This is a genomic window from Variovorax paradoxus NBRC 15149 (genome assembly GCF_001591365.1).
GTDB classification, from domain to species: domain Bacteria; phylum Pseudomonadota; class Gammaproteobacteria; order Burkholderiales; family Burkholderiaceae_C; genus Variovorax; species Variovorax paradoxus.
On sequence record NZ_BCUT01000001.1, the window covers coordinates 2,315,965 to 2,336,064 of the forward strand.

Annotated in this window: 19 protein-coding genes; 13 read left to right on the forward strand and 6 right to left on the reverse strand. The window is 69.1% G+C overall.

From position 1 onward, the window contains the following. The first annotated feature begins 5 nt into the window (after positions 1–5). Positions 6–1,082, forward strand: coding sequence for an ABC transporter substrate-binding protein (locus tag VPA02S_RS10780; RefSeq protein ID WP_062363773.1), 1,077 nt, complete (start codon positions 6–8; stop codon positions 1,080–1,082). Positions 1,083–1,401: 319 nt separating this feature from the next. On the opposite strand, the gene VPA02S_RS10785 is transcribed toward VPA02S_RS10780, so the two are convergent. Next, positions 1,402–3,030 carry a GMC family oxidoreductase gene (locus VPA02S_RS10785; protein WP_012745464.1) on the reverse strand — a complete coding sequence of 543 codons (1,629 nt, stop codon included), beginning with the start codon at positions 3,028–3,030 and terminating at the stop codon, positions 1,402–1,404. Positions 3,031–3,168: 138 nt separating this feature from the next. Between VPA02S_RS10785 and VPA02S_RS10790 the strand changes: the two genes are divergently transcribed. The 6 genes from VPA02S_RS10790 (at position 3,169) to VPA02S_RS10815 (ending at position 8,144) form a co-directional block, all read left to right on the forward strand. After that, positions 3,169–4,074, forward strand: coding sequence for a LysR family transcriptional regulator (locus VPA02S_RS10790; protein ID WP_012745463.1), 906 nt, complete (start codon positions 3,169–3,171; stop codon positions 4,072–4,074). Between the two features lie 148 nt (positions 4,075–4,222). After that, the gene (locus tag VPA02S_RS10795; protein ID WP_012745462.1) at positions 4,223–5,389 is read left to right on the forward strand and encodes an MlaE family ABC transporter permease; all 1,167 of its coding nucleotides are present in this window, start codon (positions 4,223–4,225) and stop codon (positions 5,387–5,389) included. Further along, positions 5,386–6,204, forward strand: coding sequence for an ABC transporter ATP-binding protein (locus VPA02S_RS10800; RefSeq protein ID WP_012745461.1), 819 nt, complete (start codon positions 5,386–5,388; stop codon positions 6,202–6,204). The genes VPA02S_RS10795 and VPA02S_RS10800 overlap by 4 nt, the downstream gene beginning before the upstream one ends. A gap of 14 nt (positions 6,205–6,218) precedes the next feature. Further along, positions 6,219–7,190, forward strand: a complete 972-nt coding sequence (locus VPA02S_RS10805; protein WP_012745460.1) for an MlaD family protein — start codon at positions 6,219–6,221, stop codon at positions 7,188–7,190. A gap of 17 nt (positions 7,191–7,207) precedes the next feature. Further along, positions 7,208–7,879: an ABC-type transport auxiliary lipoprotein family protein gene (locus VPA02S_RS10810; RefSeq protein ID WP_439951156.1), complete on the forward strand. Its 672-nt coding sequence runs from the start codon at positions 7,208–7,210 to the stop codon at positions 7,877–7,879. Between the two features lie 43 nt (positions 7,880–7,922). Continuing rightward, complete coding sequence (locus VPA02S_RS10815) at positions 7,923–8,144, forward strand: hypothetical protein (protein WP_012745458.1); 222 nt, start codon at positions 7,923–7,925, stop codon at positions 8,142–8,144. A 10-nt stretch (positions 8,145–8,154) separates the two neighbouring features. On the opposite strand, the gene VPA02S_RS10820 is transcribed toward VPA02S_RS10815, so the two are convergent. Together VPA02S_RS10820 and VPA02S_RS10825 are read right to left on the reverse strand one after the other, a co-directional pair. Continuing rightward, positions 8,155–8,904, reverse strand: a complete 750-nt coding sequence (locus VPA02S_RS10820; RefSeq protein WP_062363775.1) for an SIR2 family NAD-dependent protein deacylase — start codon at positions 8,902–8,904, stop codon at positions 8,155–8,157. Continuing rightward, a complete protein-coding gene (locus VPA02S_RS10825) occupies positions 8,901–9,764 on the reverse strand; it encodes an IclR family transcriptional regulator (RefSeq protein WP_062363777.1) in 864 nt (287 codons plus the stop codon). Before VPA02S_RS10825 ends, VPA02S_RS10820 begins: the two co-directional genes overlap by 4 nt. Positions 9,765–9,908: 144 nt before the next feature. Here VPA02S_RS10825 and VPA02S_RS10830 point away from each other — a divergent pair, with 144 nt between their 5' ends. The 6 genes from VPA02S_RS10830 (at position 9,909) to fahA (ending at position 16,476) form a co-directional block, all read left to right on the forward strand. Beyond that, a complete protein-coding gene (locus VPA02S_RS10830) occupies positions 9,909–10,868 on the forward strand; it encodes an MBL fold metallo-hydrolase (protein ID WP_012745455.1) in 960 nt (319 codons plus the stop codon). Positions 10,869–11,006: 138 nt separating this feature from the next. Next, complete coding sequence (locus VPA02S_RS10835) at positions 11,007–12,644, forward strand: FAD-dependent oxidoreductase (protein ID WP_012745454.1); 1,638 nt, start codon at positions 11,007–11,009, stop codon at positions 12,642–12,644. Positions 12,645–12,652: 8 nt separating this feature from the next. Next, entirely contained in the window at positions 12,653–12,847 is a 195-nt protein-coding gene (locus VPA02S_RS10840) for a DUF2783 domain-containing protein (protein WP_012745453.1), read from the forward strand. Between the two features lie 41 nt (positions 12,848–12,888). Beyond that, a complete protein-coding gene (hmgA, locus tag VPA02S_RS10845; protein WP_062363779.1) occupies positions 12,889–14,202 on the forward strand; it encodes a homogentisate 1,2-dioxygenase in 1,314 nt (437 codons plus the stop codon). Beyond that, the gene (locus VPA02S_RS10850; protein ID WP_062363782.1) at positions 14,199–15,176 is read left to right on the forward strand and encodes a Bug family tripartite tricarboxylate transporter substrate binding protein; all 978 of its coding nucleotides are present in this window, start codon (positions 14,199–14,201) and stop codon (positions 15,174–15,176) included. The genes hmgA and VPA02S_RS10850 overlap by 4 nt, the downstream gene beginning before the upstream one ends. Positions 15,177–15,201: 25 nt before the next feature. After that, positions 15,202–16,476, forward strand: coding sequence for a fumarylacetoacetase (fahA, locus tag VPA02S_RS10855; protein ID WP_062363784.1), 1,275 nt, complete (start codon positions 15,202–15,204; stop codon positions 16,474–16,476). A gap of 42 nt (positions 16,477–16,518) precedes the next feature. Here the strand turns inward: fahA and mrdA are convergent, their stop codons facing one another. Genes mrdA through mreC form a run of 3 tightly spaced genes read right to left on the reverse strand, consistent with a single transcriptional unit; the run spans position 16,519 to position 20,041 of the window. Continuing rightward, positions 16,519–18,486: a penicillin-binding protein 2 gene (gene mrdA, locus VPA02S_RS10860; RefSeq protein ID WP_012745449.1), complete on the reverse strand. Its 1,968-nt coding sequence runs from the start codon at positions 18,484–18,486 to the stop codon at positions 16,519–16,521. Between the two features lie 56 nt (positions 18,487–18,542). Continuing rightward, complete coding sequence (gene mreD / locus VPA02S_RS10865) at positions 18,543–19,064, reverse strand: rod shape-determining protein MreD (RefSeq protein ID WP_012745448.1); 522 nt, start codon at positions 19,062–19,064, stop codon at positions 18,543–18,545. Continuing rightward, positions 19,061–20,041: a rod shape-determining protein MreC gene (gene mreC, locus VPA02S_RS10870; RefSeq protein ID WP_012745447.1), complete on the reverse strand. Its 981-nt coding sequence runs from the start codon at positions 20,039–20,041 to the stop codon at positions 19,061–19,063. Before mreC ends, mreD begins: the two co-directional genes overlap by 4 nt. Between the last annotated feature and the right edge of the window lie 59 nt (positions 20,042–20,100).

Sequence of the window (20,100 nt, forward strand, 5' to 3'; positions counted from 1 at the left end):
ACACCATGTCCCGTTTCCAGAAGATTTTTTCCTTCTTCTCTCTTCGCCGGACCGTGCTCGGTGCGGCGGCGGTGGCCGCGCTCGCGGCCGGCGGCGCGGCCGGCGCGCAGACCAAGACGCTCTATATCGGCATGAATGGCGGCACCATGGAGAAGGCGTACACGCAATACGTGTTCCCGGCCTTCGAGAAGCTCTACGGCGCCAAGGTGGTGGTGGTGCCGGGCACCTCGTCCGACATCCTCGCGAAGGCACAGGCCAACAAGGACCGCCCGCAGATGCACGTGATGTTCCTGGACGACGGCATCATGGTGCGCGCCATCGGCATGGGCCTGTGCCAGAAGCAGCGGCCCAATCCGTCGCTGGCCGAGATCTACCCGGCCGCGCGCTTCAAGGACGACATGGCCAGCGGCGTGAGCCTGGGCATGACGGGCCTGGCCTACAACGCGAAGATGTTCAAGGAAAAGGGCTGGGCGCCGCCCACCTCGTGGATGGACCTGGCCGATCCCAAGTACAAGGGCAAGGTGGTGTTCCAGTCGATGTCGTCGTCGTCCTTCGGGCTGCACGGCTTTTTGATGTTCAACCGCATCCAGGGCGGCAACGACAAGAACGTGGAGCCCGGCTTCAAGGCCTGGCCCACCACCATCGGACCGAACGTGCTGGAGTACATCCCGAGCTCGGCCAAGCTGTCGGAGATGGTGCAGACCGGCGAGGCCGCGATCTTCCCGCTCACGCCCACGGCGGTGGCCGCGCTCAAGACCAAGGGCATTCCGGTGGAGTACGCGCCGCCGAAGGAAGGCGCGGTGGTGCTGATGGTGGGCCAGTGCGTGATCGCGAACAACAGCGAACCCGAGCTGTCGCAGAAGCTCGCCGAGTTCCTGCTGAGCCCACTGGCCCAGGCCAACGTGCTTCAGTACGGCGCGCAAATTCCCACCAACCCCAAGGCCCCGGTCGTGGGCGACGGGGTGGCGCAGGTGGCCGACATCAACAAGTGGATGAAGACGGCGGTCACCATCGACTGGGACAGCATCAATGCGAACCGTCCTGCTTGGAATGCGCGTTGGAACAAGACGATCGAAAAGTGACCGGCGCGCGAGTGTCAGGGCCGTAAAGTTCAGGGCGCGCTCCCGCCGACGGGGTACCTTGCTCCGCGAATGTCCTCCGGCCTTCGGCCTCCCCCTTGATTTCGCTGCGCAAGGCACCCCATCGACGTGATCGTTATGCGGAGCGGTCGTTGATCAGCGATACACCAGCAGCGCGCCTATGTGCACAGAGCATCGGGTGCTCCCCGCAGCGAAATCAAGGAGGAGGCCGCAGGCCGGGGGACATTCGCGGAGGGGAGTACCCGGTGATCTGTGCACACGCCCCGAACAAGAACAACAGCGCCAAGAACAAGAGAACGCCTCAGCCGTTCGCTTCCAGAATCCACCCCGCAGCCTTCTCGGCCATCATCAAGGTCGGACTGTTGGTATTGCCGCTCGTGATGGTCGGCATCGCGCCCGCATCGACCACGCGCAGCCCCTGCACGCCGCGCACGCGCAGCTTCGAGTCGAGCACCGCCATCGGGTCGCCATCGGCGCCCATCTTCGTGGTGCCGACCGGATGGAAGATGGTGGTCGCGATGTCGCCGGCCAGGCGCGCGAGGTCTTCGTCGCTCTGGTATTGAACGCCGGGCTTCCATTCTTCCGGCTTGTACTTGGCAAGCGCCGGCTGCGAGGCGATGCGGCGCGTCACGCGCAGCGAATCGGCCGCCACCTTGCGGTCTTCGTCGGTGCTCAGGTAGTTGGGCGCGATGGCGGGCGCATCCTGGAAGCGCGGGCTCTTGATGCGCACGCTGCCGCGGCTCGTGGGGTTGAGATTGCACACGCTCGCGGTAAAGGCCGGAAAGCTGTGCAGCGGATCGCCGAAGGCATCGAGCGACAGCGGCTGCACGTGGTATTCGAGATTCGGCCATTCATGCTCGGGCGAACTGCGCGTGAACGCGCCCAGCTGCGACGGCGCCATGCTCATCGGCCCGCTGCGCTTCATCAGGTATTCGAGGCCGATCTTCGCCTTGCCGACCATCGACGAGGCCAGCACGTTGAGCGTGGGCGCGCCGTTGATCTTGTAGACCGCGCGGATCTGCAGGTGGTCCTGCAGGTTGGCCCCGACGCCGGGCGCGTCGAGCACCACCTCGATGCCGTGCTGGCGCAGCAGCTCGGCCGGGCCGATGCCCGAGAGCTGCAGTATCTGCGGCGAGCCGATGCTGCCCGCGCACAGCACCACCTCGCGCGTGGCATGGGCGATGACCATCTCGCGGCCGTCCCATACCTGCACGCCGGTGCAGCGCCGGCTGCCGTCGGGCTGGGTCTCGACGATCAGCTTGGTGACGTGCGCGTTGACCCACATCTCGAAGTTGGGCCGGCCATAGCAGACCGGCCGCAGGAACGCCTTGGCGGTGTTCCAGCGCCAGCCGTTCTTCTGGTTGACCTGGAAATAGCCGACGCCTTCGTTGCTGCCGCGGTTGAAGTCGGTGCTGTGCGGCACGCCGGCCTGCACCGCGGCCTCGGCAAAGGCGTCGAGGATGTCCCAGCGCAGGCGCTGCTTCTCCACCCGCCATTCGCCGCCGGCGCCGTGCAGCTCGTCGGCGCCGAGGTAGTAGTCCTCGTGCTTCTTGAAATCGGGCAGCACGTTCTGCCAGCGCCAGGCGTCGTCGCCCGTGAGCTGCGCCCACTGGTCGTAGTCGCGCGACTGGCCGCGCATGTAGATCATGCCGTTGATGCTGGAGCAGCCGCCCAGCGTCTTGCCGCGCGGATAGCGCAGCACGCGGCCGTTGAGGCCGGCGTCGGGCTCGGTGCTGTAGAGCCAGTCGGTGCGCGGGTTGCCGATGCAGTAGAGATAACCCACCGGAATGTGGATCCAGTGGTAGTCGTCCTTGCGGCCGGCCTCGATCAGCAGCGTGCGCTGCTGCGATTTGCGGGTCAGCCGGTTGCACATCAATGCGCCGGCCGTGCCGCCGCCGATGACGATGTAGTCGAATGTGTTGTCGCTCATGGCGCTGGCTTGTCTCCGGGGGTCGACGGTATTTCTTTTGCTCATGGGCCCGGTGAGGGGCTTCGGCCGGCAGTTTCTCCCAAGCCATGCGCAAAAAGCCAATGATTTCGGCGCGGTTGGCATATAAATCATTCTTATATGACTGCCGCCGCCTTGGACCTCCAGATTCTGCGTGCCTTCGTGCTGGCGGCGCGCGAGGGCAATGTGTCGCGCGCGGCCGAGCGGCTGCACCTGACGCAGCCGGCGGTGAGCCTGCAGCTCAAGCGCCTGGCGGAGGAAACCGGGCTGCAGCTCTTCACGCGCACGCCGCACGGGCTGGCGCTCACGGCCGACGGCGCCGCGCTGCTGCCGCAGGCCGAGCGCGTGCTCGCGGCCGTGGGCGACCTGCAGCAGGCCGCGCGCAACCTGCAGGGCACGGTGCGCGGGGCGCTGCGCATCGGCACCATCCTCGACCCGGAGTTCACGCGGCTCGGCGTTTTCCTGCGCGAGCTGGTGGAGTCGGCCCCGCAGATCGAGACCGAGCTGCGCCACGGCATGAGTGGCACGGTGCTGGCCCAGGTGCTGCGCGGCGAGCTCGACGTGGGCTTCCACCTCGATGCGGACGGGGGCGATGCCGCCACGCCGGCGCCGCTCGCGGCGCGCACGCTCACGCGCTTCACCTACCGCGTGGTCGCGCCCGCGGGCTGGGGCCCGCAGGTGCTGGGCCGCGACTGGAAGGCGCTGGCCGCGCTGCCCTGGCTGGCCACGCCGCCCGAGTCGGCGCACCACCAGCTGCTGGAAAAAGTGTTCGGCCCGCTCGGGCTGTCGCCGCGCCGCGTGGCGTTGGTGGACCAGGAGGCCTCGATGCTCGACCTGCTGAAATCGGGCGTGGGCCTGAGCCTGCTGCGCGACTCGATCGCCATCCGCGAGAGCCAGTCGCACGGCCTCGTGATGGCCGACCGCGTGCAGCTGGACTGCGCGCTGCGCTTCGTCTCGCTGGCGGCGCGGCGCAACGAGCCGGTGATCGCGAGCGCATGGAACGCGCTCGCGCGGGCCTGGAACTGAGCGGAAAAGGGTTACGAATGACCGGCGAAACGGCGTTCCGCCCTACGCGAAGCGGCGCCGCGGCGCACCGGGAATGTCGACTCATCCGGTTACGATGCGCCCTTCCGCACCGCCTCTTTCTTCTTACTTCGCCCCCTACCGCCGCATCATGTCCCTAGCAACCCCGCCTGCCGACGCACCCGCCGCCGACAGCGTGTTGCCCCGCATCGACGAGCGCGAGCAGGACGGCCGCAGCTGGACCGTCGCCAGTGGCCGGTGGACCACGCTGGCCATGTCGTCGCGCAGCGCGTGGCAGGCGCTTTCCAAGGACTTGGCCGGCGCGCCCCCCGCCGACGGCCGCGCCTGGGACCTGCGCCCGATCGAACAGCTCGACCACATCGGCGCGCAGCTGCTGTGGGACCACTGGCGCCACCGCTGGCCGGCCACGCTGGAGCTGTCGCCGCAGCACAAGGCGGTGCTCGACCAGGTGGCGCAGTTCACCGTGGGCACGCCCGAGGAGCCGCCGCCCACGCTGGCCGAGCGGCTGCGGCATTTCTCGCACACCGGTGCGCGCGGGCTGGAGGTGGCGCGCGACTTCGTGGGGCTGATCGGCCAGCTCGCGCTCGACGCCTGCACGCTGCTGCGGGCGCCGCACCGCGGGCCGTGGCGCGATTTCTCGGGGCATCTTTACCAGTTCGGCGCCACCGCGCTGCACATCACGGCGCTGGTGGGCCTGTTGATCGGCGTGGTGCTGGCCTACCTGATCTCGCAGCAGCTGCGCCAGTACGGCGCCGAGGCCTTCGTGGTCAACATCCTCGGGCTGTCGCTGATCCGCGAGCTCGGGCCGGTGCTGGCCGCGGTGCTGATCGCGGGCCGTTCGGGCTCGGCCATCACGGCGCAGATCGGCGTGATGCGCGTGACCGAGGAGCTCGACGCGATGCGCGTGATGGGCATTCCGCACGGCTTCCGGCTGGTGATGCCGCGCGTGATGGCGCTGGCCATCGCAATGCCGCTGATCAGCCTCTGGACCTCGATGGCGGCGCTCCTGGGCGGCATGCTCGCAGCCGACGCCGCGCTCGACATTTCGCCGGCCTACTTTCTCTCGGCACTGCCGCGCGCGGTGCCGATCTCGAACCTCTGGCTCGCGCTCGCGAAGTCGGCGGTGTTCGGCATTTTGATTGCGCTGATCGGCTGCTACTTCGGCATGAAGGTCAAGCCCAACACCGAGAGCCTGGGCCGCGGCACCACCTCGTCGGTGGTGACCTCGATCACCGCGGTGATCCTGGTCGACGCGCTGTTCGCGGTGCTGTTCAAGGGCGTGGGGTTCCGGGCATGAACGACTCTTCGGTCGTCGTCGACATCCGCAAGCTCTGGACGGTGTTCAAGAGCGCCGACGGCGAGGTCGTGGTGCACCGCGACCTCGAGCTGCGCATCGAGCGCGGCGAGGTGCTGTCGCTGGTGGGCGGCTCGGGCACCGGCAAGACGGTGCTGCTGCGCCAGATCCTCGGGCTCGAGAAGCCGACCAAGGGCACGGTCGAGGTGCTGGGCCAGGCGCCCGGCGAACTCAGCGCCAAGGGCGCGGCCAACGTGGGCATGCTGTTCCAGCACGGCGCGCTGTTCTCGGCCTTCAGCGTGCTCGAGAACATCGCCTTTCCGCTGCGCGAACTCAAGCTGCTGCCCGACGAGCTGATCCGCAATGCGGCGCTGGTCAAGCTGCAGATGGTGGGCCTGGAGCCGCGGCATGCCAACATGAGCCCGGCCGACCTCTCGGGCGGCATGATCAAGCGCGTGGCGCTGGCGCGCGCGCTCATCATGGACCCGCCGCTGCTGCTCCTGGACGAACCCACCGCGGGCCTGGACCCCGAGGCCTCCGACAGTTTCTGCGACCTGCTGCGCGGCCTGCACCGCGAGCTGGGCCTGACGGTGGTGATGGTCACGCACGACCTGGACACCCTGTTCGACCTGAGCACCCGCATCGCGGTGCTGGCCGACCACAAGGTCATCGTCAGCGGCTCGGCGCGCGAGGTGATCGCCTATCCGCATCCGTTCATCCACGAATATTTCCTGGGCGGGCGCGGCCAGCGCGCGCTGGAGGCCCTGCATGACAAACCCGCCAACGCCGCGCCGGCCCCCGCCGGCGCGGCCCGCTGAAAGGTAGCCACACCATGGAAAACAAAGCCCATGCCATCGCCGCCGGCGCCTTCGTGCTCGGCCTCATCGCCGTGCTCGTGGGGCTGGTGGTCTGGTTCACGCGCGACAGCACCGTGCGCAACACCTATGAACTCTCCACGCGCGACCCGGTCAGCGGGCTGCAGCCGCAGGCCATGGTGCGCTACCGCGGCATCGCGGTCGGCAAGGTGACCTCGATCGACTTCGACCCCAAGACCAAGGGCAACGTGCGCGTGCGCATCACGGTCGACCAGCGCGTGCCGCTCACCACCTCGAGCTTTGCCACGCTGAGCTACCAGGGCGTGACTGGCCTGGCCTTCATCGCGCTGGACGACAAGGGCGAATCGAACGTGGCGCTCGCGCCCAACAACGAGGATCCGCCGCGCATTCCGCTCAAGCCCTCGATGCTGGCGCAGCTGCAGGACCGCGGCGAAGCCATCGTCAACCAAGTCGACGAGGCGACCAAGCGCGCCAACCAGCTGCTGAGCGACGACAACCAGAAGCGCGCGGCCGATGCGCTGGAGAACATCGCGGCCGCCTCGGCCAGCGCCAACACGCTGCTCAAGCAGCTCGACAACACGGTGAAGACCGGGCTGAACCCGGCGCTGGCGGCGCTGCCGAACACGCTGTCTTCGGTGAAGACCGCCGCCGGCGACGTCTCGCGCGTGGCCAACAACTTCAACACCACCGTGGGCCGGCTCAACGCGCCCGATGGTCCGATCGAGCGGCTGAGCGAGGGCACCAAGGCGCTCGCGCAATCGGTCGATTCGTTCAACGCCGCCACGCTGCCGCGCGTGAACCGCGTGGCCGACGACACCTCGCGCGCGGTGCGCCGGCTGGGACGTGCGGCCGACAGCATCAACGACAACCCGCAGTCACTGCTGTTCGGCAACGGCGGCACCGCTGCCGGGCCCGGCGAGCCCGGTTTTTCGGCGCCGCCCTCCACCCATTCGCTGGCACGTCCCTGAACGTGATGATGACCATGATGAAGAAGAACGCCGTCCTTCGCCTCCCTCCGCGCCTGGCCGCCTGCGCCGGCCTCGCGCTGCTGCTGCTTGCGGGCTGCAGCGCCCTGCCCGACAAGCCCGCGCGCGCCACGCTGTACGACTTCGGACCCGGGCCGGCCGCATCGGCCCCAGCCGCCAACCCGCCCGCGGCCGCGCTGCCCACGCTCGCGCTGGCCGAGATCGAGAGCAACACGCGGCTCGACAGCACGCAGATCCTCTACCGGCTCGGCTATGCCGATGCCAACGAGCTGCGCCCCTACGGCCAGTCGCGCTGGAGCCTGGCGCCGGCGCAGCTGCTGCGCCAGCGGCTGCGCGACGCGCTCGCCGAGCGGCGCACCGTGCTCGGCCCGGAAGAAAGCGCGACCATTGCGCGCGCCGAGGGCAAGGTGCCCGACACGCTGCGCATCTCGCTCGACGAGTTCAGCCACTACTTCGAATCGGCCAGCAGCAGCGCCGGCCTGGTGCGCCTGCGCGCCACGCTGATCCGCGGCACCACCGGCGGCGACCGCGTGCTGGGCCAGCGCAGCTTCACCGTGCGCCGCCCCGCGCCGAGCGCCGATGCACCCGGCGGCGTCAAGGCGCTGGCCGCGGCCACCGATGCGGCCGTGGCCGAGGTCGTGCAGTGGGTGGACCAGCTGCCGCGGCAGTAAGCTCGGCTCGAAGCGCTTTTTTCACCAACGGAGGAGACCCACCATGAACGCCACACGCATCATCGGCATCCTGCTCATCGTCGCGGGCATCGCGGGCCTCGGCCTCGGCGGCTTCAGCTTCACGAAGGAAACGCACCAGGCCAAGCTGGGGCCGCTGGAGTTCTCGGTGAAGGAAAAGCAGCAGGTCAACTTCCCGGCCTGGGCCAGCGTGGCCGCCATCGTTGTGGGCGGGGCGCTGGTGCTGCTGGGGGGCAAGAAGGGCTGAGCGCGAGCCCTCAGCCGCCGATCCCCGCCAGGAGCCGCGGCAGAAGAACCTCCGCCGCGCCGCGCAGGACCACCGCAGCCGCCGCGTCCAGCTGCGGCAGCGGCTCCATGTTGAGCGTGATCAGCCGCGCGCCGCGCGACATCGCCAGCTGCGGCAGCTCGGCCGCCGGGTAGACCACCGCCGTGCTGCCGACCACCATGAACACGTCCGATTCCTGCGCCGCCACCTGGGCGTCGTGCAGCACGCCTGGGTTCAGCATCTCGCCGAACATCACGACGTCGGGCCGGGCGCGCGAGGCGCAGCGCATGCAGCGGTGAAAGGGCCAGGGCCCGCGGCGGTTGCCGCAGTGGTCGCAGCGCCAGCGGCGCAGCGAGCCGTGCAGTTCGAGCACGTCCAGCCCGCCCGCGATCGAGAGCAGGCCGTCGACGTTCTGCGTGACGAGCCGCGTGGCGGGGCGCAGCCGCTGCAGCAGTGCGAGCGCCGCATGGCCGGGGTTCGGCTGCGCGGCCTCGACGGTGGAAAGCCGCCGGGCCCAGAAGCGGGTGAATCCCCTGGGGTCGCGCTGCAGGTCTTCGGCATGGGAGAACTGCAGCGCGTTCTGGTTCATCCAGAGGCCGTCGGCGTCGCGGTAGGTCGAAATGCCCGAGGCCTTGGACAGCCCCGCGCCCGACAGCACGGCGATGCGCCGGGCGGCGCCCAGGAGGGCAATGGCGGATTCGACGGGCGATGTGGAAGAGGAAGCGGTGCCCAGGCTGCTCATGGATCCAGCGGTGCGGAAGCCTTTCTTCCGCCAGACGTTGCGCCCAGCCGCGCGGACACCGTGCCCGCGCAGGCCTTGAGCGCGCGTGCGATTTCGCCGTCCCAGGCGGTGTCGAAGATGGCGGCCGGGCCGATGGCCGTGACCGACAGCACGATGGCGCCCGTGTGGTCGAACACCGGCGCCGCCATGGCGCTCACGCCCTCGATCACCTCGCCTTCGGAGCGGCTGATGCCGTGCGCGCGCACTTCCTGCAGTTGGCGTTCGAATTCGCTCCACGAAGGCAGCGGCGGCTGCGGCGGCATGCCGGCCGCGGGCGGCTCTTCGCCGGCCTTGCGCTGCTTCTGGCGCTGGCGCTCGGCGTCGAGCAGCTGCCGCACCGCATCGGCCTGCAGGTAGGCGGCAAAGACCCGGCCCGAGGCCGTGTTGGTGAGCGAGAACACCGTGCCGTGACGCATGTTCACGTGCACCGGCGACGGCGATTCGGCCGTGCGCACGATGGTGGCGCCGCGCGCGCCCCAGACCGCGAGCGCCACCGTGTGGCCGATGCGCTGCGCCACCTCGGCGATCAGCGGCGTCGCAATGTGCACCGGGTCGGCCTGCTGCAGGCTGATGAGCCCCAGTTGCAAGGCCAGCGGGCCGAGCAGATAGTGGCCGCTGGCGCGGTCCTGCTCGATCAGGCCGAGCCGCCCGAAGCTCACCATGTACGGATGGGCCTTGGCGGCCGTCATGTCGGCTTCGCGCGCCAGGTCTTTCAGCGCCATCGGCCGGCCGTGGTGCACCAGCGCGCGCAGCAGCTGGCCACCCACTTCGATGCTCTGGATGCCGCGCTGGGCGGCGCGGTCGTTGTCATTGGCTGCCATGGCCCGCCTTGGCGTCTGGTTGTTCGTTCATGAAGAAGGGATTAGACATGAACTGATCTCGGGCTTACACTCCAGGAATTCGTTAACCGCAAATTCATTTGCTTTAGACGAATCAAATTTCGATCCACCCGACGGAGACACACGATGAGCCAAGCCAAGAAGTTCGCCAGCCAGGCCGACATGGAAGAGAAGAAGATCACCTTCAGCCAGATCTCGGAACACGCCTGGGCCTACACGGCCGAGGGCGACCCCAACACCGGCATCGTGATCGGCGACGATTGCGTGCTGGTGGCCGACACCCAGGCCACGCCGGCCATGGCGGCCGACGTGGTGCGCCGCATCCGCGAAGTGACCGACAAGCCGATCAAGTACGTGGTGCTCACGCACTACCACGCGGTGCGCGTGCTGGGCGCGGCCGGCTACGGTGCCGAGCACATCCTGGCCAGCCAGGACACGCGCGACCTGATCGTGGAGCGCGGCGAAGCCGACAAGGCCAGCGAGATCGGCCGCTTCCCGCGCCTGTTCCAGAACGTCGAGACGGTGCCGCCGGGCCTGACCTGGCCCACCATGACCTTCACCGGCAAGATGACGCTGTGGCTCGGCAAGCTCGAGGTGCAGCTGATCCAGCTGGGCCGCGGCCACACCAAGGGCGACACCGTCGTCTGGCTGCCCGGGGAGCGCACGCTGCTGTCGGGCGACCTGGTCGAGTTCGGCGCCACGCCGTATGCGGGCGACGCCTACTTCCAGGACTGGCCGCAGACGCTGGACAACATCGCCGCGCTCAAGCCCGCCGCGCTGGTGCCCGGCCGCGGCGCCGCGCTCACCACGCCGGCCGAAGTGGCCGAGGGCCTGGCCGGCACGCGCAACTTCATCTCCGACGTGTACGCGAGCGTGCAGGAAGGCGTGAAGGCCGGGCGCGACCTGAACACGGTCTACAAGGACACCTACGCCAAGCTCAAGCCCAAGTACAGCCAGTGGGTGATCTTCGACCACTGCATGCCCTTCGACGTGAGCCGCGCGTACGACGAGGCCTCGGGCCATGCCGATCCGCGCGTGTGGACGGCCGAGCGGGACATCGAGATGTGGAAGGCACTCGAGGGCTGACCGGTTTTGCTCCCTCCCCTCCCGGGGGAGGGCTGGGGTGGGGGCACGCGGCGCCCGCAACGAGCGCAGTCAGCCCCCATCCCAGCCTTCCCCCGGAGGGGGAAGGAGCAAAGCAATACAAAGACACGGAGACAACACGTGATCGACTATCAAAGCCTGCGCTTCGACTACAGGCGCCATGCCGACCAGGACGCGTCCAAGCCCGCCCGCCACCCGGTGGTGATCGTCGGTGCCGGCCCGGTCGGCCTCACGCTGGCCATCGACCTGGCGCTGCGCCAGGTGCCGGTGGTTCTGCTCGACAACGACAACACCCTGTCCAGCGGCTCGCGCGCGATCTGCTTTGCCAAGCGCACGCTCGAAGTGTTCGACCGCCTCGGCTGCGGCGACCGCATGGTCGACAAGGGCGTGTCGTGGCACGTGGGCAAGGTGTTCTTCCACGGCGAGCAGGTCTACCGCTTCGACCTGCTGCCCGAACCCGGCCACGAGCGCCCGGCCTTCATCAACCTGCAGCAGTACTACGTCGAGGGCTACCTCGTCGAGCGCGCCGCCACCCTGCCGCTGATCGACCTGCGCTGGAACCACAAGGTCACGGGCATCGAGCCGCGCGATGACGGCGCGCTGCTGACCATCGAAACACCCGAAGGCAACTACCAGCTGGCCGCCGATTACGTCGGCGCCTGCGACGGCTCGCGCTCCAACCTGCGGCAGCTGATGGGCCTCGAAGCCAAGGGCCGCACTTTCCGCGACCGCTTCTTGATCGCCGACATCACGATGGATGCCCAGCTTCCGACGGAGCGGCGCTTCTGGTTCGACCCGCCGTTCCACCCCGGCCAGAGCGTGCTGCTGCACAAGCAGGCCGACGGCATGTGGCGCGTCGACTTCCAGCTCGGCTGGGACGCCGACCCGGTGGAAGAGCGCAAGCCCGAGAACATCATGCCGCGCGTGCGCGCGCTGCTCGACAGCATCGGCTTCGATGGCGTGCAGTTCCAGATCGGCTGGGCCAGCGTCTACACCTTCGCCTGCCAGCGCATGGAGCGCTTCCGCCACGGCCGCGTGCTGTTCGCGGGCGACTCGGCGCATGGCGTGTCGCCCTTCGGCGCGCGCGGCGCCAACTCGGGCGTGCAGGACGCCGACAACCTCGCCTGGAAGCTCGCGGCCGTGCTCCATGGCGAGGCGCCCGACGCGCTGCTCGACAGCTATGCCAGCGAACGCGAATACGCGGCCGACGAGAACATCCGCCACTCCACGCGCGCCACCGACTTCATCACGCCCAAGAGCGAAGTGAGCCGGCTGTTCCGCGACGCGGTGCTGGAGCTCACCAAGCGCCACGCCTTCGCGCGCACGCTGGTCAACAGCGGGCGGCTCTCGCTGCCCGCGGTGCTGCGCGATTCGCCGCTCAACACGCCCGATACCGATGTGTTTGCGGGTGCGATGGTGCCCGGTGCCGCGGCGGCCGATGCGCCCATCGTGCGCGCCGACGGCAGCAGCGGCTGGCTGCTGCGCGAATGCCATGTGGCGCAGTTCACGGCGCTGCTGTTCGGCAAGGACGAAGCGGCCGAGCGCAGCCTGCAGGCGCTGAAGGCCTGCGACCTTCCGCTGCACGTGGTGCGCGTGGAAGGCGCGACGCCCGCAGGCGAGCTCGCCGTGCAGCGCTACGACGTGCAGCCCGGCACCGTCTACCTGCTGCGGCCCGACCAGCATGTGTGCGCGCGCTGGCGGCAACCCACGGCAGAAAACATCCGCGCAGCCATCGGCCGCGCACTGGCCAAGGCATGAGGACCCCCATGCAACAACAACTGATCACCGCACCGAACCTCGAAGCGCCCGACGATTTCTACGAGGCGCTGATCGAGGCGCACCAGGGGCTTTCCACCGAGGAGAGCCACGCCTTCAATGCGCGGCTCGTGCTTGTGCTGGCCAACCACATCGGCTCGCTGGCCGTGCTGCGCGAGGCCTTCGAGGCCGCGCGCGGCAGCTGAACACGGGCCGGCTCTCGCCCTGATTTTCGAAAGAGAACACCATGACCAACCCAACCGCCCATACCGAACGGCGCTACCAGAGCGGCTTCGGCAACGAGTACGCCTCGGAAGCCGTTGCCGGCGCCCTGCCGCAGGGCCGCAACAATCCGCAGCGCGCGCCCTTCGACCTCTACACCGAGCTGCTCTCGGGCACCGCCTTCACCGCGCCGCGCCATGAGAACCGCCGCAGCTGGCTGTATCGCCGCCAGCCTTCGGTGGTGTCGGGCCGCTACCAGCCGTATGCGCAGGCGCACTGGACCACCGGCGCCGGCCGCGAGATCGCGCTGCCGCCCGAGCCGCTGCGCTGGCATCCGATGCCGCTCGAGGGCGGCGCGGCCGCAGCGGACTTCATCGACGGCATGCACACCATCGCGGCCAACGGCGATGCCGAATCGCAGGTGGGCATCGGCTCGCTGATGTACCTGGCGGGCCGCTCGATGGACCAGCGCGCCTTCGTCAACGCCGACGGCGAGATGCTGGTGGTGCCGCAGCAGGGCCGCCTCGTGATCACCACCGAGCTCGGCGTGCTCGACGTGAAGCCCGGCGAGATCGCGCTGCTGCCGCGCGGCATGGCTTTCAAGGTGGCCTTGCCCGACGGGCTCTCGCGCGGCTATGTCTGCGAGAACTACGGTGCGCACTTCCGCCTGCCCGAGCTCGGCCCGATCGGCTCCAACGGCCTGGCCAACGCGCGCGACTTCCAGGCGCCCGTGGCGGCCTTCGAGGATGACGGCGGCGCCTACGAGCTGGTGAAGAAATTCGGCGGCCGCTTCTGGAAGGCACCGGCCAGGCAGTCGCCCTTCAACGTGGTCGCCTGGCACGGCAACCTGGCGCCGGTGAAGTACGACACGGCCAATTTCATGGTGATCGGCTCCATCAGCTTCGACCATCCCGACCCGTCGATCTTCACCGTGCTGACTTCGCCGAGCGACACGCCCGGCACCGCGAACTGCGACTTCGTGATCTTTCCGCCGCGCTGGATGGTGATGGAGAACACCTTTCGTCCGCCCTGGTTCCACCGCAACCTCATGAGCGAGTTCATGGGCCTTGTGCTCGGCGAATACGACGCCAAGCCGGGCGGCTTCAAGCCCGGCGGCGCGAGCCTGCACAACTGCATGGTGCCGCACGGCCCCGACGAGGAAGCCTTCGACAAGGCCACGCACGCCGACCTGAAGCCGCACAAGCTGGACAACACGCTGGCCTTCATGTTCGAGAGCCGCTACCGGTTCATTCCGACGGACTTCGCGCTCAAGAGCCCCGCGCTCGATACCGATTACGCCGACTGCTGGGCGGGCCTGAAGGACCAGTTCAAGCCATGAAGAACGCATTTGGAATCACGCGCCGCGCGGCCGCCATCGCGCTGCTCGCCGCGCCCCTGCTCGCGGCGCATGCGGCGGAGTTTCCGTCGAAACCCATCCGCTTCATCGTGCCCTACACGCCCGGCGGCACCACCGATCTTGTGGCGCGCACCGTGGGCCAGCAGGTCTCGCAGAAGCTGGGCCAGCCGGTGCTGATCGACAACCGCGGCGGCGCGGGCGGCAACATCGGCATGGACGCCGTGGCCAAGGCCGCGCCCGATGGCTACACCATCGGCTTCGGCGCCATTTCGACCAATGCGCTCAACCCGCACATCTACAAGTCGATGGCCTTCGATCCGCGCCGCGACTTCACGGCCATCAGCCTGCTCGGCACCTCGACCATCGTGCTCGAAGTGCCCGCCAGCTCGCCGATCAGGTCGGTGTCCGACCTGGTCGCGGCCGCGAAGAAGAACCCCGGCCTGCCCTACGCCACGGCCGGCGCCGGCACCTCGATGAACCTGGCGGGCGTGATGTTCGCGCAGATGACCGGCACCGAGCTCGTGCACGTGGCCTACAAGGGCAGCGGCCCGGCCATCACCGACATGCTGGGCAACAACATCGGCCTGATGTTCGACAACCTGCCGGCGTCGCTGCCGCACATCCAGGCCGGCAAGCTGCGCGCACTGGCGGTGGCGGGGCCGGCGCGTTCGCCCTCGCTGCCCGATGTGCCGACGATGGCCGAGGCCGGGCTCAAGGGCTATGCGCTGGACCCGTGGTTCGGCGTGTACGGCCCGGCGAACCTGCCGGCGCCCATCGTGAAGGCGCTGAACGAAGCCTTCGTCGAGGCGCTCGCGATGCCCGAGGTGAAGGCCAAGCTGCAGCAGGCCGGCTTCTCGCCGCGCGGCTCGACCGCGCAGGAGCTGGCCACGCTCACGCAAACCGAATACCAGCGCCTGGGCGACGTCGCCAGGAAAGCCGGCATGACCGCCGACTGAACCGAATTTCAACGAAAGACACGCCATGAGCACCACCGCACTGAACGCCACCCACGACCCGAAGCTGCGCAGCTGGGTCGCCTCCGCCAACCAAGCCGGCTGCGACTTCCCGATCCAGAACCTGCCCTTCGGGCGCTTCCGCACGGCCGGCAGCAGCGAGGCTTTCCGCATCGGCGTGGCCATCGGCGACCAGGTGCTGGACCTGAAGGCGGCCGGCCTCGTCGACAGCGACGACATGAATGCGCTGATGAACGCGGGCGTGAAGGAGCGCCAGGCGCTGCGCGCGGCCATCTCCGCGGGCCTGGCCGAAGGCAGCAGCCAGCAGGCGGCCTGGGCCAAGGCACTGCTGCCGCAAGCCAAGGCCGAAATGACCGTGCCCTGCCGCATCGGCGACTACACCGACTTCTACACCGGCATCCACCACGCCACCACCATCGGCAAGCTGTTCCGCCCCGACCAGCCGCTGATGCCCAACTACAAGTGGGTGCCGATCGGCTACCACGGCCGCGCCTCGTCGATCGGCGTGAGCGGGCAGGTCTTCAAGCGGCCGCAGGGCCAGACCAAGGCGCCCGACGCGGCCGAACCCGGCTTCGGCCCCTCGAAGCGGCTCGACTACGAACTGGAGCTGGGCTTCTTCGTCGGCCGCGGCAATGCGCTCGGCGAGCCGATTGCCATCGCCGAGGCCGAGGACCACCTGTTCGGCGTGGCGCTGCTCAACGACTGGTCGGCGCGCGACATCCAGGCCTGGGAGTACCAGCCGCTCGGCCCCTTCCTCTCGAAGAATTTCGCAAGCACGCTGTCGCCGTGGATCGTGACGATGGAGGCGCTGGCGCCGTTCCGCGCCCGCTTCGAGCGGCCCGCGGGAGATCCGCAGCCGCTCGCGTACCTCGATGCGCCCTCGAACCGTGAAAGCGGCGCGCTCGACATCACGCTCGAAGTGCTGCTGCAGACCGCGAAGATGCGCGCCGAAGGCCTGGCGCCCGCGCGCCTCACGCGCGGCAACACCACCGAGGCCGCCTACTGGACCGCCGCGCAGCTGGTCGCGCACCACACGGTGAACGGCTGCAACCTGCAGCCCGGCGACCTGCTGGGCTCGGGCACGCTGTCGGGCCCCCAGCCCGACGAGGCCGGCTCGCTGATCGAGCTCACGCAGGGCGGCAAGCAGCCGATCACGCTGCCCAACGGCGAGAAGCGCACCTTCCTCGAGGACGGAGACACGCTGGTGATCCGCGGCTACTGCGAGCGCGCAGGCGCGGTGCGCATCGGCCTGGGCGAGGTCAGCGGTACGGTGGTGGCCTGACGTTGGTGTTGTCCCCTCTCCCGGAGGGAGAGGGAGCAAGATTCAGGGGGCGGTTGCGGCGGCCGACGCTGCCGGCCAAGCCACTTCGCTGGCCACGCGCGGCTTGCCGATCGGGGCGGTGGCCTTGCCGACCTTGATGGCGGCCATGTCGGCCTCGCTCGGATACTGGTCCATCAGCCAGTAGTCGAACACGCGGCGCGCAATGGGCGCCGCCGCGCCTGCGCCCCAGCCGGCGTTCTCGACGATCACCGCGAGCGCGATCTTCGGATCGTTGACCGGCGCAAAGGCCATGAACAGCGCGTGGTCGCGCTGGTGCTCCTCGAGCGCGCGCGCGTTGTACTTGGTGTTCTGCGCCTGCGTCACGGCCTGCGCGGTGCCGGTCTTGCCGGCCGCTTGGTAGCCCGCGCCGGCGAACACGCCGCGCGCAGTGCCGCTGGTGACCACGCTGGTCAGGCCCTCGCGGACCACCGCGACGTTGGCCGCGGAATAGCCCAGGTTCTCGGCCGGCGGCTGGGGCAGCGGCACCACCTGCCCGCTCACGGTGTTGCGCGTGGCCAGCACGAGGTGCGGCTTGTGCTTGCGGCCACCGTCGGCCACGATGGAGGTGGCCTGCGCGAGCTGCAGCATCGTGAAGGCGTTGTAGCCCTGCCCGATGCCCAGCGAGATGGTCTCGCCCGCATACCACTTCTTCTGCTCGGGCCGCTTGTAGGCGTTGCGCTTCCACTCGGTGCTCGGCAGCACGCCGCGCACCTCGCCGCCCAGGTCGATGCCGGTGATCTGGCCGAAGCCCAGCGGCTTCATGAAGTCGTGGATCAGGTCCACGCCCATTTCATTGGCCAGCGAGTAGTAGTAGATGTTGCTCGACAGCTGGATCGAGCGGCGCATGTCGACGCCGCCGATGTTGCCCTCGGGGCTGCCGAAGCGGTGGCCGCCGAAGTTGAAGTAGCCAGGATCGTTCACCACCACGTTGGGGCCGCGCTTGCCGGTCTGCAGCGCCGCAAGCGCCATGAAGGGCTTGTAGGTGGAGCCGGGCGGGTAGGTGCCGCGCAGCGCGCGGTTCAAAAGCGGCTTGTCGAGCGATTCGGTCAGCGCCTGCCAGCTCTCGGTGTCGATGCCTTCGACGAACAGGTTGGGGTCGAAGGTGGGCTTGCTCACGAAGGCCAGCACCTCGCCGGACTTGGGGTCGATGGCCACCAGCGCGCCGCGGCGGTCGCCGAACATGTCTTCCACCAGCTTCTGCAGCTTGATGTCGAGCGACAGCATCACGGTGTTGCCGGGCGTGGCCGGGTGGCTGGCGAGCCGGCGCACCGCGCGGCCGCCGGCCGAGGTTTCCATTTGCTCGACGCCGGTCTGGCCGTGCAGCGTCTTCTCGTAGCTCTGCTCGATGCCGAGCTTGCCGATGTAGTCGGTGCCCTTGTAGTTGGCCTGGTCTTCCTCGTCCCAGTCTTCCATCGCGGTCTTCTCGCGCTGGTTGATGCGGCCGATGTAGCCAAGCACGTGCGAGGCCAGCTCGGCGTGCGGGTAGTTGCGGAACAGCCGGGCCTTGATCTCCACGCCCGGGAAGCGGTAGCGCTGCGCAGCGAAGCGCGCGACCTCCTCGTCGCTCAGGCGGGTGCGGATCGGAATGGAATCGAAGCTGCGCGAGTCTTCCCGCAGGCGCTTGAAGCGGCGGCGGTCGCGCGGCGAGATCTCGAGCACCTGGGTCAGGCTTTCGATGGTCTCCTCGACGTCGCCCACCTTCGAAGGCGTGATCTCCAGCGTGTAGGCCGAATAGTTGGAGGCCAGCACGATGCCGTTGCGGTCGAGGATCAGGCCGCGGTTGGGCACCACGGGCACGATGGCCGTGCGGTTGCTCTCGGCCTGCTCCGCCAGGTCTTCGTGGCGCACCACCTGCAGGTACACCAGCCGCGCGCACAGCAGGCTGAAGGCAAACAGCACCGCCAGGCCGATCACGACCACGCGGCGCTTGAAGCGCGCGAGGTCGGCAGCGACGTTGCGGATTTCGGTCATGGCGGGGAAAGTGCGAGCTTAGGCGCGGGCCGTGGCCATGGCAAATGCGGGCGAATTCACAGCGGCCGGTTCTCGTCGGGGTCGGGCGTGCGAAGCTGCGGTGCGAGCAGCAAGGCGGTGGCCAGCGGCCACAGCGCGGCCTCGATGGCGGGCGAGACCAGCACGCTCCAGCCCGGGAACACGCCGCCGCCGACCAGCCGCGTGATCACCTCGATGAGCTGCGACAGCGCAAAGAGCGGCAGCACCTGCAGCGCCTGCGAGGCCACCGGGTACCACAGCAGGCGCCGGTGGATGGTGATCGCGAAGAAGCCCAGCGTGGTGTAGGACAGCGCATGCTGGCCCAGCATGGACGACTGGTGCACGTCCATGCACAGCCCGAAGACGAAGGCCGCGCCGATGCCCACGCGCATCGGCTGGTGCACGCCCCAGAACACGATGGCCAGCGCGAGCAGGTCGGGCATCCATGCGGCGCGGCCGATCGGGATCATGTTGATGAGCAGCGCCACCACCAGGCTGGCCCACATGAACAGCGGGCTCACGGGCAGCAGGAGCTGCTGTTGTCCGGGACGCTTGATCATCGGGCGCGCTCCGCGGCTTTCTTGTCGGCCTTGTCGGTGGCCTTGTCCGCCTTGGCGGCCGGCTTGGCTTCGGGCTTCTTGCGCACCGCGGCGGCGGGCGCCGGGGCCGGCGGCGCCGAGGGAGCGCCGGTGGGCGCGAGCACCAGCACGTAGCGCGCGGCCGTCACGCGGGCCAGCGGCACGCAGTAGATGCGCGCAAAGGCCGAATCGGCGCGGCGCTCGATGCGCTCGATCTTCGCCACCGGCAGGCCGGGCGGATAGACGCCGTCGACGCCGCTGGTGGACAGCAGGTCGCCCTCCTGCAGGTCGGCATTGGCGGCCATGAAGCGCAGTTCCAGCCCGCCGCCATGCGCCGACGCGTCGCCGAAGGCCACGCTGCGCACGCCGGTGCGGGTGTTCTGCACGGGAATGGAAAGATCGCGGTCGATCACCAGCGTGACCTCGCTCGTGAAGGGCTGCACCTGCGTCACCTGTCCCAGCACGCCGTGCGCGTCGATCACGGGCGAGCCGGGCGCCACGCCCTGCGTGAGGCCCTGGTCGATGACGATCTTGCGCGTGTAGGGGTCGGCCGCGTCGTACAGCACCTCGGCCGCGCGGCCCGGCGCCTGGGTGGTCTGGCGCAGTTCGAGCAGCGCGCGCAGCCGCGCGTTGTCCTGCGCGAGCGTGTCGGCCTGGCTCGCGCGCTCGGCCTGCAGCATGAGCGCCTTGCGCGCCTCGTCCTCGTTGCGCTGGGCCGTCTGCAGGTCTTCGAAATAGCGGCTGCCGCCCATCATCATCTGCACCGGCTTGAGCGCCAGCCACTGCACCGGGTAGAGCACCGCGCCGACGGCCGCGCGCAGCGGCTGCACGAGGTGGAAGCGCGCATCGGCCACCATCAGGAACAGCGAGAGCGCGCCGAAGAAGATCAGCTTGCTGAGCGCCGACTGCCCCTGGTTGAACAGGGGTGGGGCTGTGCGATCGAGCGTGCCCAAGGGCATGGTTCGGACCTGGCTGTGTGCAACGTCAGATGGCAAAAAAGCCGGCCTGCGCAAGCAGA